The 14,139-nt window shown below is 71.6% G+C and carries 16 protein-coding genes; 7 read left to right on the top strand and 9 right to left on the bottom strand.

What is annotated here, in order from left to right; all coding sequences use genetic code 11:
- Positions 1 to 286 precede the first annotated feature (286 nt).
- Positions 287 to 913, bottom strand: coding sequence for a YigZ family protein (locus ACIRP2_RS29475; protein WP_404255492.1), 627 nt, complete (start codon positions 911 to 913; stop codon positions 287 to 289).
- Between the two features lie 58 nt (positions 914 to 971).
- On the opposite strand from ACIRP2_RS29475, the gene ACIRP2_RS29480 reads away from it, so the two are divergent.
- Positions 972 to 1,382, top strand: coding sequence for a CoA-binding protein (locus tag ACIRP2_RS29480; protein ID WP_404255494.1), 411 nt, complete (start codon positions 972 to 974; stop codon positions 1,380 to 1,382).
- A 73-nt stretch (positions 1,383 to 1,455) separates the two neighbouring features.
- Positions 1,456 to 2,313, top strand: coding sequence for an aminoglycoside N(3)-acetyltransferase (locus ACIRP2_RS29485; protein ID WP_404255496.1), 858 nt, complete (start codon positions 1,456 to 1,458; stop codon positions 2,311 to 2,313).
- Between the two features lie 2 nt (positions 2,314 to 2,315).
- Here ACIRP2_RS29485 and ACIRP2_RS29490 read toward each other — a convergent pair whose 3' ends face one another.
- Complete coding sequence (locus ACIRP2_RS29490; protein WP_404255498.1) at positions 2,316 to 2,876, bottom strand: YbaK/EbsC family protein; 561 nt, start codon at positions 2,874 to 2,876, stop codon at positions 2,316 to 2,318.
- Between the two features lie 44 nt (positions 2,877 to 2,920).
- Positions 2,921 to 3,493, bottom strand: coding sequence for a helix-turn-helix domain-containing protein (locus tag ACIRP2_RS29495; RefSeq protein ID WP_404255500.1), 573 nt, complete (start codon positions 3,491 to 3,493; stop codon positions 2,921 to 2,923).
- A 92-nt stretch (positions 3,494 to 3,585) separates the two neighbouring features.
- On the opposite strand from ACIRP2_RS29495, the gene ACIRP2_RS29500 reads away from it, so the two are divergent.
- On the top strand, positions 3,586 to 4,452 hold the full coding sequence (locus ACIRP2_RS29500; RefSeq protein ID WP_404255502.1) for an EamA family transporter: 867 nt from the start codon (positions 3,586 to 3,588) through the stop codon (positions 4,450 to 4,452).
- Between the two features lie 19 nt (positions 4,453 to 4,471).
- Here the strand turns inward: ACIRP2_RS29500 and ACIRP2_RS29505 are convergent, their stop codons facing one another.
- Positions 4,472 to 5,227: an acyltransferase gene (locus tag ACIRP2_RS29505; protein WP_404255504.1), complete on the bottom strand. Its 756-nt coding sequence runs from the start codon at positions 5,225 to 5,227 to the stop codon at positions 4,472 to 4,474.
- Positions 5,228 to 5,381: 154 nt separating this feature from the next.
- On the opposite strand from ACIRP2_RS29505, the gene ACIRP2_RS29510 reads away from it, so the two are divergent.
- On the top strand, positions 5,382 to 5,912 hold the full coding sequence (locus tag ACIRP2_RS29510; protein ID WP_404255506.1) for a gamma carbonic anhydrase family protein: 531 nt from the start codon (positions 5,382 to 5,384) through the stop codon (positions 5,910 to 5,912).
- Between the two features lie 95 nt (positions 5,913 to 6,007).
- Here the strand turns inward: ACIRP2_RS29510 and ACIRP2_RS29515 are convergent, their stop codons facing one another.
- Positions 6,008 to 6,667, bottom strand: coding sequence for a DedA family protein (locus ACIRP2_RS29515; protein WP_404255508.1), 660 nt, complete (start codon positions 6,665 to 6,667; stop codon positions 6,008 to 6,010).
- A gap of 161 nt (positions 6,668 to 6,828) precedes the next feature.
- A complete protein-coding gene (locus ACIRP2_RS29520; protein ID WP_404255701.1) occupies positions 6,829 to 7,266 on the bottom strand; it encodes a DUF4442 domain-containing protein in 438 nt (145 codons plus the stop codon).
- Positions 7,267 to 7,419: 153 nt separating this feature from the next.
- Between ACIRP2_RS29520 and ACIRP2_RS29525 the strand changes: the two genes are divergently transcribed.
- A complete protein-coding gene (locus ACIRP2_RS29525) occupies positions 7,420 to 8,505 on the top strand; it encodes a hypothetical protein (RefSeq protein WP_404255509.1) in 1,086 nt (361 codons plus the stop codon).
- A 63-nt stretch (positions 8,506 to 8,568) separates the two neighbouring features.
- Positions 8,569 to 9,870 (top strand): MFS transporter, encoded by a 1,302-nt coding sequence (locus tag ACIRP2_RS29530; RefSeq protein ID WP_404255511.1) that lies wholly within the window; start codon positions 8,569 to 8,571, stop codon positions 9,868 to 9,870.
- Here the strand turns inward: ACIRP2_RS29530 and ACIRP2_RS29535 are convergent.
- The 3 genes from ACIRP2_RS29535 to tuf all read right to left on the bottom strand — a co-directional run bounded on the left by ACIRP2_RS29535 (position 9,832) and on the right by tuf (position 12,789).
- Complete coding sequence (locus ACIRP2_RS29535) at positions 9,832 to 10,677, bottom strand: spermidine synthase (RefSeq protein WP_404255513.1); 846 nt, start codon at positions 10,675 to 10,677, stop codon at positions 9,832 to 9,834. The genes ACIRP2_RS29530 and ACIRP2_RS29535 overlap by 39 nt on opposite strands.
- Before the next feature lie 22 nt (positions 10,678 to 10,699).
- Positions 10,700 to 11,545, bottom strand: coding sequence for a patatin-like phospholipase family protein (locus tag ACIRP2_RS29540; protein WP_404255515.1), 846 nt, complete (start codon positions 11,543 to 11,545; stop codon positions 10,700 to 10,702).
- A gap of 74 nt (positions 11,546 to 11,619) precedes the next feature.
- Positions 11,620 to 12,789: an elongation factor Tu gene (gene tuf / locus ACIRP2_RS29545; RefSeq protein WP_404255517.1), complete on the bottom strand. Its 1,170-nt coding sequence runs from the start codon at positions 12,787 to 12,789 to the stop codon at positions 11,620 to 11,622.
- Positions 12,790 to 13,221: 432 nt separating this feature from the next.
- On the opposite strand from tuf, the gene ACIRP2_RS29550 reads away from it, so the two are divergent.
- Positions 13,222 to 13,935 (top strand): TVP38/TMEM64 family protein, encoded by a 714-nt coding sequence (locus tag ACIRP2_RS29550; RefSeq protein WP_404255519.1) that lies wholly within the window; start codon positions 13,222 to 13,224, stop codon positions 13,933 to 13,935.
- Positions 13,936 to 14,139: the final 204 nt, after the last annotated feature.

Here is a 14,139-nt window from a genome sequence, read left to right on the forward strand (position 1 = left end):
GCGTCACCCTTGACGGTGCACGCGTCGATGCCTGGCAGCAGTCGGGGTACGAGAGCCCTGCCCGGGAACGGCGGATCCGTGCGCACGCGCCGCCCGGCGACCGCCGGAGGGCCGGGGTGGCGAAAGCCCTCCCGCAGTGCGGCCGTGGAGGCTTCCGGTCGAGCACGGCAGAAGGTCACTGCCGGTCGGGGGACGGTCGTGGGCCCGTTGTCCGGCGCGGCCGGTCAAGGCCCGTGAATGCCCCGTGCCGCCGGGAGAGTGCGGCGGGGCGTGCCGGAGGGCCCGGTCAGGCTTCCTCGTACGCCTCGCCGCCCAGCTCCAGCCCGGCCTCGCCCGCCGTGGCATCGGCCAGCCAACCGCGGAACGACTCCACCTCGGCGTCCGGCAGCCCGATCTCGATGACGACGGCCTCCGCGTAACGGACCTCGCGCACGGTCCGTCCGGTGGCCCGGAGATCGTTCTCCAGCTTGCCGGCGCGCTGATGGCCGACGGTGATCGTCGCCAGGCGGAACCGCCGACGGGTGATGGTGCCGAGTGCGTCGAGGGCCTCGCCCACCACACCTCCGTATGCCCTGATCAGTCCGCCCGCACCGAGCTTCACACCCCCGTAGTAGCGGGTGACGACGGCGACGACGTACCGCATCTCTCGGCGTGTCAGCATCTGCAGCATGGGGACGCCGGCGGTGCCGCCGGGCTCTCCGTCGTCGCTCGCCTTCTGCACGGAGGCGTCGGCGCCGATCACGTAGGCGAAGCAGTTGTGGGTGGCGGTCGGGTGTTCCCTGCGGACACGTGCGACGAAGTCCTGCGCCTCCTGTTCGGTGGCGGCGGGGGCGAGCGCGCAGATGAAGCGCGACCGGTTGATCTCGGTCTCGTGCACGCCCGCTCGGGCGACGGTCCGGTACTGCTCCTGCATCCGGCCACCCTATGCCCCGGCCGGGAATGGTCCCGGGCCCCCGTCCGTTGTCCCGGTCATGTACGCAGACGCAGAGACGATCAGCAGGATCCTCCGGGACTCGGGCGAGACCTGGGCCGTGGTGGGCCTGTCGGGCAACCGGTCGCGCGCGGCCTACGGCGTCGCCGAGGTGCTTCAGCGCTTCGGCAAGCGCGTGGTCCCGGTACACCCGAAGGCGGAGCGGGTCCATGGCGAGGACGGCTATGCGTCGCTGGCCGACATACCGTTCCCGGTCGATGTGGTGGATGTCTTCGTCAACAGCGAACTGGCGGGCACCGTGGCCGACGAGGCCGTGGCGGCCGGGGCGAAGGCGGTCTGGTTCCAGCTCGGAGTGGTCGACACCGAGGCGTACGAGCGCACGCGCGCGGCCGGACTCGACATGGTCATGGACCGCTGCCCCGCGATCGAGATTCCCGCGCTGGCCCGGTAGCGGCAGCACGTCCGTCTCCCGTGCGGATGTGCGTGGTGTCACATCCGTTGCCCGGCTGGGACAATGACGGGCTGTGGGTACTACTACTGCGACTGCGACGACCGTCCGCCACAGCCGCGCCGAGTTGTCCGGACAACTGACCGATCTGGGCGTGGAGCGGAACGGTGTTCTGCTGGTGCACGCGTCGATGCGTGCGGTCGGTCCGGTGAGCGGCGGGGCCGAGGCGGTGGTCGGTGCGTTGCTGGACGCCCTCGGGGCGCGCGGCACACTCGTCGTCCCGGCGTTCACCCCGGAGAACTCCGACACCTCCACGCACTACCTCGACCGCGTGCGCGGTCTCACCGAGCGGGCACGCGAGGCCGTGCGGGCGAGCATGCCGCCCTTCGACCCGGACACCTCGCCCGCACCGTCGACGGGTCGTCTCGCGGAGACCGTACGGCTCACCGAGGGGGCGGCCCGAAGCGGCCACCCCCAGACGTCCTTCGTCGCGCTCGGCCCCTCGGCCCGGGAACTGGTGGCGCACCACCGCCCCGACTGCCACCTCGGTGAGGACTCCCCGCTGGCCCGCCTCTACGACCTGCGGGCCCAAGTGCTGCTGCTGGGAACCGGGTTCGACACCTGCACCGCGTTCCATCTCGGTGAGTACCGGGTGCCCGCCCCGCCCCGCCGCACGTATCGCTGTGTGGTGACGGCCGCGGGCCGGCGCCAGTGGTGGGAGTACGAGGACGTCGCGCTGGACGACGGCGACTTCGCAGACCTGGGAGCGGACTTCGCCCGCGCGGACGAGGGCACGGCCGTGCGCACCGGTCCCGTGGGCTCGTCGACGAGCCGTCTCTTCCGCATCACCGACGCCGTCGACTTCGCGTCCCACTGGCTGCCGTCGCACCGGGGCGGCTCACCGGTCCAGGCACTCGGCCGTGCACACGGCTGAGCTCAGCCCCGGACGCCCAGTCCCTCGACGACCACCGCTCCCGGCAGCGCCGCCAGTGCCTTGCCCGGGACGATCAGCTTGCCTCGCCGGCTGCCGCTGCCGATCAGCACCCATGCCTCGTCGACGACGGCGGGATCGATCAGCAGCGGCCAGGCGGCCGGGAGTCCGACGGGTGTGATTCCGCCGTACTCCATGCCGGTCTCGCCGACCGCCGTGTCCATCGGGGCGAAGGACGCCTTGCGGGCGCCGAGGTGCTTGCGGACCGCACCGTTCACATCGACGCGGGAGTGGGAGAGGACGAGGCAGGCCGCCAACGTCACCTCGCCGCCGCGCTTGCCCGCCACCACGACGCAGTTGGCCGACCGGTCGAGCAGTTCCGCGCCGTGGTGCTCGACGAAGACCGCCGTGTCGGCGATCGCAGGATCCGTGTCGACATGAATGATCTGCTCGGCGGGGACACCACCCCAGCCCTCGCGCACAGCGGTGGCGACGGGCGGGGTGAGCAGGTCGAGGCGGTCGGCCGCCGGTCCGGCGTTCTCGAAGGATCCGATGGGTGCGCGCATGCGCGCCACGCTAACAGCGCCCCGAGGGCCGTCGGTCGGGCGTCTCACCGTACGGGCGGGATGGACACCGCCATGGTGATCTCGGCGGGCTCGGAGCCGTCGTTGCGGTAGACGTGCGGGTGGTGCGCCTCGAAGGTGGCGGAGCCGCCGGTGGGTACGGCGTACGAGGTCCCGTCGACGACCAGGGTGAGCTCGCCCGCGGTGACGTGGAGCAGTTCGACGGTGCCTTCGGGGTGCGGGTCCGAGGCGCTGCTGTCGCCCGGCATCAGGCGCCACGACCAGAGTTCGAGGGGCCCCCTGGCCTCCGTGCCGACGAGCAGGGTGGTCGAACTGCCCGCCTCCGTCGACCACATGCGTACCGCCTGACCCTCTGGCACCAGTCGCACCGGTGATCCCTGCTCGTAGTCGAGCAGGGTGGTGATGCTGACGCCCAGCGCGTCGGCGAGCTTGACCGTGGTGCCGACGCTCGGGTTGGTGCGGGCCTGCTCGATCTGGATGATCATGCCGCGGCTGACCCCGGCACGGGCGGCGAGTGCGTCCAGAGTGAAGCCGCGTTCCCCGCGCCAGCGCTTCAGATTGCGCGCGAGCGACTGGGTGAGCTGATCGAGGTCAGACACATTCCGTCCAATATTCTGGATGACAGGGTCGAAAATAGTGCACTACGGTGTGCTGTACCCACCGTTCACCGCACTGTACTGCGAGGCGCGCAATGACAGCAGTCTTCGCCTTGGCCACCAGCCTCCTCTGGGGGTTGGCCGACTTCGGCGGCGGGCTGCTCACGCGACGCACGCCCGCGCTCACCGTGGTGGTCGTCTCGCAGAGCGTCGCCGCCGTGGTGCTGGGCGCCATCGTGGTCGCGACCGGCGGCTGGAGCGAGGCGGGACCGCAGCTCTGGTTCGCCGTCGCGGCCGGGGCCGTCGGGCCGATCGCGATGCTGAGCTTCTACAAGGCCCTGGCTCTGGGCCCGATGGGGGTGGTCTCCCCGCTGGGATCACTGGGTGTCGCCGTGCCGGTGAGCGTCGGGATCATCGTCGGGGAACGGCCGGGGCTGCTGCAGTTCGCGGGGGTCGCCGTCGCCGTGGTGGGCATCGTGCTGGCCGGCGGTCCGCAGTTGCGCGGGGCGCCGGTGCAACGCCGGGCGGTGCTGCTGACGCTGGTGGCCGCGTTCGGCTTCGGGTCGGTGATGTCCTTGATCGCGGAGGCGTCCACCGACGTCACCGGACTCTTCCTGGCGCTCTTCGTCCAGCGCCTGACCAATATCGCGGTGGGCGGTACCGCCCTGTACGCATCGGTGCGCCGCGGGGCACGCGCGCTGCCGGAGGAGGGCGGGGGTGCCGCGGTACTGGCCGCGCTGCCCGCCCTGGCGTGCGTCGGGCTCGCGGACGTCGCGGCCAACGGCACGTACTCGTTGGCCGCGCAGCACGGCCCGGTCACCGTGGCCGCCGTGCTCGCCTCGCTCTATCCGGTGGTCACGGCCCTGGCCGCGCGCGGAGTGCTGGGGGAACGGCTGCGCGGGGTGCAGGCGGCCGGGGCCGGCCTCGCCCTGGTCGGCACGGTGCTGCTGGCAACCGGTTGAGGGATCGGATCACGACGGCTCAGTCCCCCGGCGGGCCCGACGCCTCGCCCGGCTCCGTCAGGGCCAACAGCTGCTCGGGCGTGACGCCCGACGGGATCGGCACCGGGGCCGGGGTGCGCAGCGGCGGCTGCCAGCCCTTCTCGGGGTCCCAGTTGCGCACCACACGGGCGGGAGCACCGGCCACCACCGCCCGGTCGGGCACCTCCCCCCGCACCACCGCCCCCGCCGCGACCACCACATTGCGCCCGAGCGCGGCCCCCGGGAGGATCACCGCTCCGGTGCCGATCCAGCAGCCCGGTCCGATGGAGACGGGCTCCATGCGGGGCCACTGCTTGCCGACCGGCTCGTGCGGATCGTCGTAACTGTGGTTCGTGGACGTGATGTAGACATACGGTCCGCAGTAGGTGTCCGAGCCGATGGTCACCCGGGTGTCGGCGACGACATGGCTGCCACGGCCGAGCACCACTCCGTCCCCCAGGGTCAGGATCGGCTCCGGGCCGAGGTCCAGGTCGGGCATGAGTCCGGCGGTCAGCGTGACCTGTTCACCGATCACACAGTGCGCGCCGAGCTCGATCCACGGCTCCCCGAAGACGGTGCCCTGCGGGAAGGCCAGGCGGGTGCCCGCGCCGATCCGGCCGAAACGCAGCGGACCGGGGTGTTCCGCGGTGACCGCGCCCGACTCCTGCACCCAGCGCCAACCACGGTGGACGGCCCTGGACAGGGCGCGCCGCCGCCAGGCGGCAAGGGAAGAGAACGTGTTCCTGTTCTTCGGCACTCGCACACGGTAGTCGTCGGCACCCGGCACGATCACCGCGGCCTCCTGTGATGTTCACCCCACTCGGTGGCGGTCCCCCGCCCGTCGCATACCGTCTTCCTGACGCGATCGGACGACCGCGACCGCACCACACCTGAGCACGGAGGAACGGGCGATGTCAGAGCAGGCGTTGATCACGGCCATGGGCGGCAAGGAGCCGGTCATCGATGCGGATGCCTTCACCGCACCGACGTCGGTCGTGATCGGTGAGATCACGATGGCCGCGGGCTCCAGCGTCTGGTACCACGCCGTACTGCGCGCCGACTGCGGTCCCATCTCCATCGGCGCCGACAGCAACATCCAGGACAATTGCAGTGTCCACGTGGACCCCGGGTTCCCGGTCACGGTCGGCGAGCGCGTCTCCGTCGGGCACAACGCCGTGCTCCACGGCTGCACCATCGAGGACGACGTCCTGGTCGGCATGGGGGCCACCGTCCTCAACGGTGCCCGCATCGGGGCCGGTTCACTGATCGCGGCGCAGGCGCTCGTCCCGCAGGGGATGCAGGTGCCGCCGGGGTCGCTCGTCGCGGGCGTCCCCGCCAAGGTCAAGCGGCAGCTGACCGAGGAGGAACTCGAAGGCATCAGGTTCAACGCGGTCGGCTACGTGGAACTCGCCAAGGCGCACCGGCAGGCGCACGAGAGCTGAACGGAGCCGAGGGCCCGGCGAAGGTTTCCGCCGAGCCGCCTCGTCACCGGCCGGCACAGCCGCCTCCGTCCGGCCGGCCGATCGGTCGCCGCAGCTCAGTCCCCGGCCGGTACGGCCCCCGCGTCGGGCTCGGCCACGGTCGACGACTGCTCCGCCGCCTTCTTGGCCCGGTTCTTCACGATCAGCATCGAGGTCACACCGATCAGCACCGCGACCACCAGGCCGAGGTAGGAGAACCGCTTGAGCCAGGCCTCGGCGACAGCGCCCACCGAGTAGACGACGGCCGTGGTTCCGCCGGCCCAGACGATGCCGCCGAGCACGTTCGCGATCAGGAACCTCCAGTACGGCATGTGCAGCACACCGGCCAACGGCCCCGCGAAGATCCGCAGCAGTGCGACGAAGCGGCCGAAGAACACCGCCCACATGCCCCACTTCTGGAACGACCGCTCCGCGACGGCGATCTGGCTCTCGCCGAAGTGCTTGGGGAACTTCCCGCCGAGCCAGGCCAGGAGAGGCCGTCCGCCCTTGCGGCCGATGGCGTATCCGATCGAGTCTCCGACGACCGCGCCGACCGAGGCACAGGCCCCGAGGACCCATGGATTGATCCCGTCGTGCCCGACCGCCAGCAGTGCGGCACTGACCAGGACGATCTCACCCGGCAGCGGAATACCGAGGCTCTCGAGTCCGATGACGACGCCCACCAGGACGTACACGCTGACCGCCGGAACGGTCTCCAGCCACTCCTGGATGTGCAACGCCGGTTCCTCCCGTGATCATGTCTCGTCGCTCGCCGGTCGACTCCTCGGCGCACGGCGGAAATGCTACCTGTCCCGCCGTCGGCCCGGACAGCACGAAGGGCCGCCGCGCTCGCCCCGGCGGGGATGCGCGGTCGGCCCTGCGGGGGAGCCGCCCGGGATCAGGCGTTGGGGCGCAGCGTCCAGACGACCGTCATCTCACCGGTCACCGCGCCGTCCGCGCGCCGGATCTCGACGAGCACGGGGAACTCGGGCCGCAGGCCCTCGTCGAGTTCGGCGACGACGTCGGCCACCGGGCGGCCGAGAGTGGCCGTCGCCGTGACGACGCCCTTGGCGAGCTTCTTGTAGCCGATCTCCGCCTTCACCGCCAGCGGCACGGCACGTGACAACTGGTCGCCGAAGGCGGCGATGACGATCGCACCGCTCGCCGACTCCGCCAGCGTGAACATCGCGCCGGCGTGCGGTCCGGCGAGGTGGTTGTGGTAGTCGGCCTGGTCCGGCAGGCGGACCACCGCGCGCTCGGCGGTCGTCTCCAGGAATTCGAGATTGAGGGTCCGGGCCATCGGAACCGTCGCGGCGAGCATCTCGCCGACGGTCATCTGTTCAGCGCTCATGACCAGATGTTACTCATCGGTAAATGTGTTTGGCCATCCCCGGAATCCCCCCACCCCCTCGCGCGGTCACCGCCTTCACCATCCGCTCACGGGGGCGGACGTAGCCGAGCGGTCAGCGCCCCTCTATCGTTACTCGCCATGTGGCCAGGACAGCAGCCGCCCGGGGGCGAGCAGAACCCGCAGGACCAGAACCAGAATCCGTATCAGCAGCCGGGGTACCAGCAGCCGAATCCCTACCAGCAGCCGGGATATCAGCAGCAGGGTCCTCCCGGACAGCAAGCGGGGTACCCGCAGGACGGGCAGCAGCCGGGGTATCCGCAGCAGGGCCCGCAGCCCGGCTACCCGCAGCCGAACCCGTACCAGCAGCCGACCGTGCCGCAGTACGCGGTCCCCGGCCCGCCCGGCGGTCCGCAGCCGGACGACGGAAGGAAGAAGACCACCGCCATCGCGATCGTCGCGGCCACCGCCGTCGTCGTGGCTGCCGTGGTCACCGGTGTCGTCGTGATGAACAAGGACGACAACAAGGGCGAGGACGTCGCGGACGACAAGAACTCCTCGGCGCCCGCCAAGCCGTCCGAATCCACGTCCGAGGCGAACCCGCGCGGCTCCGACGGGGACGCCAAGCCCCTGATCGCAGGCTGGAAGGTCGTCACCAACCCCAGGTGGGGAACGCAGTTCGACGTACCCGGGGACTGGGAGGTCGGCTCTGCCGGCACGTTCTCCTACTTCGACGACAAGAAGAAGGGTGACGGCTCGCCCTACATCGGTTTCTCCGCACCGTCGTACTACCAGAGCAAGTGGTGCGTGAACGAGGAGAAGGACGGCAGCAAGGAGGACATCAACCTGGCCAGCGCGGGCACCAGGGGTGCCCGGGGCGCCACCGACGCGGCCCAGAACGCCCGCAACGAGGCCGGCGACTGGGCATGGGCCGCCTACGCGCAGCACATGCCGAAGAGCACCATCAAGTTGACCGAGGCCAAGCAGTACACCACCAAGTCGGGTCTCACCGGCCAGGTCGTCACCGCCACCGCCCCGAATGTCACGAAGCGGAAGAAGTGCGACAGCGACGGCAAGACGATCGCTTTCACCTTCAAGAACAAGAAGGGCGAGTTCGCTTCCTGGGTGCTCTACGGAGCCCACGACGTCAAGGACGAACTCCCGGACACGACGATCCAGCAGATCCTGAGCACCGTGCGGCTGGTGGACGTCGCCCCGCCCTCCTGACCCTCACCACCGCCGCCGGGAAAGCAGTTGGCACGACGGGGGCGCGGCCGCGATAGTCGCTCGGTGACTGCAGCTTCCGCCCCCGTTCCCCCTGTGCGCCGCTCGGGCCGCAACTACCGGCTCCTGACCGCCGCCGCGATCATCACGGGCCTGGGCACCCATGGTGCCCTGATCGCGGCGGCGTTCGCCGTTCTGGAGTCGGGCGGCGACGGCGGCGACGTCGGTCTGGTCGCCGCTGCCAGGGCCGCACCACTGGTGCTCTTCCTGCTGATCGGCGGGGCGGTCGCGGACCGCCTGCCCCGCCACCGTGTGATGGTCGCGGCGAACGCCCTCAACTGCGTCTCGCAGGCCGCCTTCGCCTGGCTCGTGCTGGCCGGCGATCCGAAGCTGTGGCAGATGATGCTGCTCACCGCGCTGTGCGGGACCGGGCAGGCATTCTTCAACCCGGCGGCCGAGGGCATGTTGATGTCCAGCGTCAGCCGTGAGCAGGCGAGCCGTGCCTTCGCCCTGTTCCGAATGGCCATGCAGGGCGCGACGATCGGCGGGGCGGCGCTCGGCGGCGCCATGATCGCCGCCATGGATCCGGGCTGGGTGCTGGCCATCGATGCGGCGTCCTTCGCGTTGGCGGGTGCGCTCCGCGCCTTCCTCGACGTCAGCCACATTCCCTCGCGCGCGCCGGGCGGCGGGCTGCTCGCCGATCTGCGCGACGGCTGGCAGGAGTTCATCGGCCGCCCGTGGCTGTGGAGCATCGTGGCCCAGTTCTCGGTGGTGGTCGCAGCTGTGGGGGCCGCCGAGTCGGTGTACGGGCCGCTGGTCGCCCGGGACGAGCTCGGTGGCGCCCGTCCCTGGGGCTTCGCGCTTGCCGCGTTCGGGGTCGGCACGCTGGGCGGCGCGTGCTTGATGACACGCTGGAAGCCCCGGCGGCTGCTGCTGGCCGGAACCCTCTGCGTCTTCCCGCTGGCCCTGCCGTCGGCCGGACTCGCGGTCCCGCTGCCGGTGGCCGGGCTCTGCGTGGTGATGTTCGTGAGCGGCGTCGCCATCGAGGTGTTCGGCGTCTCGTGGATGACGACCATGCACCAGGAGATCCCGGAGGAGAAACTGTCGCGGGTCTCGGCGTACGACTGGTTCGGCTCGGTGGCGATGATGCCGGTCGCCACCGCGCTCGCCGGTCCGGTCGAGTCCCTGGTCGGTCGCAGCCAGGCCCTGTGGGGCTGCGCGGCCTTGATCGTGCTGGTCACCGGCGCCGTGCTGTTCGTGCCCGAGGTACGCAATCTGACCCGCGCCGCCACCACCGAGGTGGTGGCGGCCAAGGCCTCGCGGCCGTCCTCAGCCGATGCCGAAGGCTCCGTCGGGCGGCTCGGGTGAGGCGACCGCCTCGCCGTCCCCGACCGGCCGGGCGGCTCCGGTGAGCCGGTCCAGCGCGCGGCCGTGCTCGACCCTGGCGGGGAAGGCGTCGGCGGCGCAGCGGCGGGTCAGCATCGCGATGTCGATGGGGCTTCGGGAGGCGACGAGAACGACATTGCCGAAGCGCCGACCGCGCAGCACCGCCGGTTCGGCGATCAGCGCGAGCTCTTCGAAGACGACCGCGAACGTGGCCAGTTGGGAGCGGAGGAAGTCGAACGGCGCACCGTCCGCGAGATTGGCGGCGTACGTCCCGCCGTCGCGCAGCGCCCGGCGGGCGGCCCCGGCGTACTCGACGGTGGTGAGGTGAGCGGGCACCCGGGAGCCGCCGAAGACATCCGCGACCAGGACGTCGAGGGATCCGGGCGGCGTCCGTTCCAGCCGACTGCGGGCGTCCTCGCCGTGCACGGCGATCCCGCTGCCGTCGGGGACCGGCAGTTGCTCGGCGACCAGGGCGAGGAGCCCGAGGTCGGCCTCGGCGACGTCCTGGCGGGATCCCGGCCTGGTCGCGGCCACATAGCGGGGCAGGGTGAGCGCACCGCCGCCGAGGTGCAGGACGTCCAGCGGTGCGCCCGGTGCCGCGGCGCAGTCCACGACGTGCGCGAGGCGTCGTACGTACTCGAATTCGAGATGGTCCGGCGCGTCGAGGTCGACGTACGACTGGGGTGCGCCGTCGACGGTGAGCAGCCAGGCCCTGTCCCGGTCGACGTCCGGGAGGAGCCTGGCGGTGCCCTGGTCCACGTCCCTGATGACGGGTATCGACTCGTTCACTCCCCCATTGTGCGGTGAACGATCAGCCGCTCATGACCGCGGTGACGGCTGCGGTGTGCGCGGCCGACTGCGCGAGCCCGGCGCGGGCCGCCGCGGCCCGGCACGCCGGGTCGAGGGGATTGCGCCCGAAGGCCTTCTTCGCAGCCGCGTCCGGGGTGATGACTTCCACGCGGGCGCCCTTCGCGACGAGCTCGGCCGCCTGCGAGCGCGGCGAGACGATGACCTTGTTGCCACTGGCCGTCGGAGCGATGACGACGACGCGTCCGTAGCCCTCCGCCAGATGGGCGTTGGCCGTGGAGTGCACCCCTCCGTCGATCCAGGACCGTCCTTCGACGGTGGCGACGGGCCAGACGGCCGGGACGGCGGAACTCGCGGTGACGGCGTCCACGAGCGGAATTCCACTGTCCTTGTCGAACGTGTGGAGTTCGCCGGTGGCCGCGTCGACCGCGGTGACGCGCAGGGCCCGCTCGGGCCAGTCGGACGACGGAAGGCGATCGGCGATGGCCGCGCGCCGTTGCTCCGCCGTGACACCGAGGCGGGCGCCTCGCGCGATCCGGGCCAGCTTCCGGCCGTACGCCTCGGGGGTACGCGAGGACAGCACGGCTCCCGCGTAGCGCAGGAGGGTCGGCACGCCGAGCCTGCCGCCGGTCAAGCCCTGTGGATCGGCGAGCTGGAGTTCGTACAGTTCGGGAAGGCCGACCAGCCCGGAGGCCAGCTGCGCGCCGACCACCGCGCCTGCCGAGCTCCCGATGATCATGTCGACGTCGCCGAGGTCCACGCCCGCCTTCGCGAGCCCGTACAGAATTCCGGTCTCCCAGGCGCTGCCGGTGACACCGCCGGCACCCAACACCAGTGCAGTTTCTGTCATGCCGTCAGTCTTGCGCACGGCATCGGGCCCGCCTCCCCTGGGGTACGGGAGGCGGGCCCCTGGTGCGGCACGTCTCAGAGCAGTCCGGTGACGGTGCCCGCGCCGACGGTGCGGCCGCCCTCGCGGATCGCGAAACCGAGCCCGGTCTCCAGCGGGACGTCACGGCCCAGTTCGACGGTCAGGTCGACCGTGTCACCGGGTCGCGCCACCGCCACCGCGCCGAGGTCGACGTCTCCGACGACGTCCGCGGTGCGGATGTAGAACTGCGGCCGGTAGCCGGTCGTGACCGGGGTGGTCCGACCGCCCTCCCGCGCCGACAGGACGTACACCTGCGCGGTGAAACGTCGGCTCGGCGTCACGCTGCCGGGCGCCGCCACCACATGGCCGCGGCGGACCCGGTCGCGCTCCACGCCGCGCAGCAGCAGGGCCACGTTGTCGCCGGCCTCGGCCGACTCCATCGGCTTCCCGAAGGTCTCCAGACCGGTGACGACCGTCTCGATGTCCGGGCCCAGCACCGACACCCGGTCACCGACCCGCACGGTGCCGCGCTCGACCGCCCCGGTGACGACGGTGCCCCGGCCGGTGATGGTCAGGACGTTCTCCACCGACAGCAGGAACGGCGCGTCCGTGTAGCGGACCGGCATCGGCACATACGTGTCGACGGCGTCCAGCAGCGCCTCGACGGCCGAGGTCCAGCGCGGGTCGCCCTCCAGGGCCTTGAGGCCCGACACCCGGACCACGGGGGCGGAGTCACCGCCGTAGCCGTGCGCGGAGAGCAGCTCACGGACCTCCAGCTCGACGAGGTCGGTCAGCTCCGGGTCGCCCGCGTCGGCCTTGTTGAGGGCGACGACGATGTGGTCGACGCCCACTTGGCGGGCGAGCAGTACGTGCTCGGCGGTCTGCGGCATGATGCCGTCGAGCGCCGAGACGACCAGGATCGCCCCGTCGAGCTGGGCGGCGCCGGTGACCATGTTCTTGATGTAGTCGGCGTGCCCCGGCATGTCGACATGCGCGTAGTGACGGGTGTCGGTCTCGTACTCGACGTGCGCGATGTTGATGGTGATGCCGCGCTGCGTCTCCTCCGGCGCGCGGTCGATCCGGTCGAACGGGACGTACGTCCCGGTTCCCCGGTCGCTGAGCACCTTGGTGATGGCCGCCGTCAGGGTGGTCTTGCCGTGGTCGACGTGGCCCATGGTGCCGATGTTGAGGTGGGGCTTGGTGCGCACGTATGCCGTCTTGGGCATGGCTCATTCCTTGGAATTCGAAGCTGAGTGAGAAGACCCCAGGGCCCCGCCGACCCTCCCCCTGCGGGGTCCGCCGGACTGTCGGGGGAGGGTCAGCTTCGGGCGCCGCCGATGGACGCTGCGGCAGCGGCGAACGCTGCTGCGACGACTGCCGCTGCGGTGACGGGGCTCACGGCAGCCTTCGGCGCGTCCGCGACTGCGGACGACGCTGCGAGGAAGGCGTACCGGAACATGACTCCGATGATGGCCGAGGGACCTGGCGGCGTCGAATGGTTTTCCCGTGCGGACGGCGCGGGCCGACAAGGGAGTTCGGCCTCCGCCCCTCCGCCCAGGCCGCGTCGCCACCGGGACGCCGGTGCGGGCACGGGCGGCCGTCCGGTACGTACCATCGCATTACGGCGATCGCACACGGGCGTCGGTTAGTCTCCCCGCATGCTCGACCCCGTCCCCGCCGCCCGGCCCGCCACCGGCCTCGCCGTGCGCTGTACGAGGGCTCTGCTCTCGCCCTGGTCCCGGTTCTCACTGCTCGTGGCGGTGCTGCTGGGCGCCGCGGCGACGACGCTGCTCCTCGATCCCCAACGGCTGCTCGCCACCGGCTGGCCCACCCGGCTGAGCGGGGGCGCCACCGCGATCGCGCTGTTCGCCGCCGCGTACGGCGTGTGCACCGTGGCCTTCGTGCCGCGGCCGCTGCTCAACCTCGCCGCCGGTGCGCTGTTCGGTTCGCAGGCGGGCCTGGCCGCCTGCCTGGCGGGCACGGTGCTCGGCGCGGGCATCTCGTTCGCCCTGGGACGGGTACTGGGGCAGGACGCTCTCCGTACGCTGCTGCGCGGGCGCTGGCTCAAGGCGGCGGACGGTCAGTTGAGCCGGCACGGTTTCCGCTCGATGCTGGCGCTGCGACTGTTTCCCGGCGTGCCCTTCGCGGCGGCCAACTACTGCGCGGCGGTCTCACGCATGAGATATCCGCCGTTCCTGATGGCCACGGGGCTCGGTTCGGTCCCGAACACCGCCGCGTATGTCGTCGCGGGCAGCGAGGCCTCGTCACCGACGTCCCCCGCGTTCCTGGCCGCGACCGGGTTCATCGTGCTGACGGGGATCGGCGCGGCCGTCGTCGCCTGGCGCAAGCGCCACCGCCTCGCCGCCGAGTGATCCGGTGCGCGCGGGGCGGGCAGTGGTGGGTCGGGCGGCGCGGGGGTACACGCAATGTTGTTCATCTGAGGGCGATACCCTGCCCGCGACCGACCGAAATCTCCGGGCGCGGCGCGGCCCTGCCCTCATTCGACTCCACATCCGCACGCTGCCGACGGCTCTCACGGCCGTCGGCCGATGCACGATCACCTCCGGGATGGCCAA

This window comes from Streptomyces sp. NPDC101194, assembly GCF_044767885.1.
Classification (GTDB): Bacteria; Actinomycetota; Actinomycetes; order Streptomycetales; family Streptomycetaceae; genus Streptomyces.

Excerpts from the sequence above, each read along its gene's own strand:
- ACIRP2_RS29475 (WP_404255492.1), bottom strand. The coding sequence starts at position 913 with ATGCAGGAGCAGTACCGGACCGTCGCCCGAGCGGGCGTGCACGAGACC.
- ACIRP2_RS29480 (WP_404255494.1), top strand. The coding sequence starts at position 972 with ATGTACGCAGACGCAGAGACGATCAGCAGGATCCTCCGGGACTCGGGC.
- ACIRP2_RS29490 (WP_404255498.1), bottom strand. The coding sequence starts at position 2,876 with ATGCGCGCACCCATCGGATCCTTCGAGAACGCCGGACCGGCGGCCGAC.
- ACIRP2_RS29500 (WP_404255502.1), top strand. The coding sequence starts at position 3,586 with ATGACAGCAGTCTTCGCCTTGGCCACCAGCCTCCTCTGGGGGTTGGCC.
- ACIRP2_RS29510 (WP_404255506.1), top strand. The coding sequence starts at position 5,382 with ATGTCAGAGCAGGCGTTGATCACGGCCATGGGCGGCAAGGAGCCGGTC.
- ACIRP2_RS29520 (WP_404255701.1), bottom strand. The coding sequence starts at position 7,266 with ATGACCGTCGGCGAGATGCTCGCCGCGACGGTTCCGATGGCCCGGACC.
- ACIRP2_RS29525 (WP_404255509.1), top strand. The coding sequence starts at position 7,420 with ATGTGGCCAGGACAGCAGCCGCCCGGGGGCGAGCAGAACCCGCAGGAC.
- ACIRP2_RS29540 (WP_404255515.1), bottom strand. The coding sequence starts at position 11,545 with ATGACAGAAACTGCACTGGTGTTGGGTGCCGGCGGTGTCACCGGCAGC.
- tuf (WP_404255517.1), bottom strand. The coding sequence starts at position 12,789 with ATGCCCAAGACGGCATACGTGCGCACCAAGCCCCACCTCAACATCGGC.
- ACIRP2_RS29550 (WP_404255519.1), top strand. The coding sequence starts at position 13,222 with ATGCTCGACCCCGTCCCCGCCGCCCGGCCCGCCACCGGCCTCGCCGTG.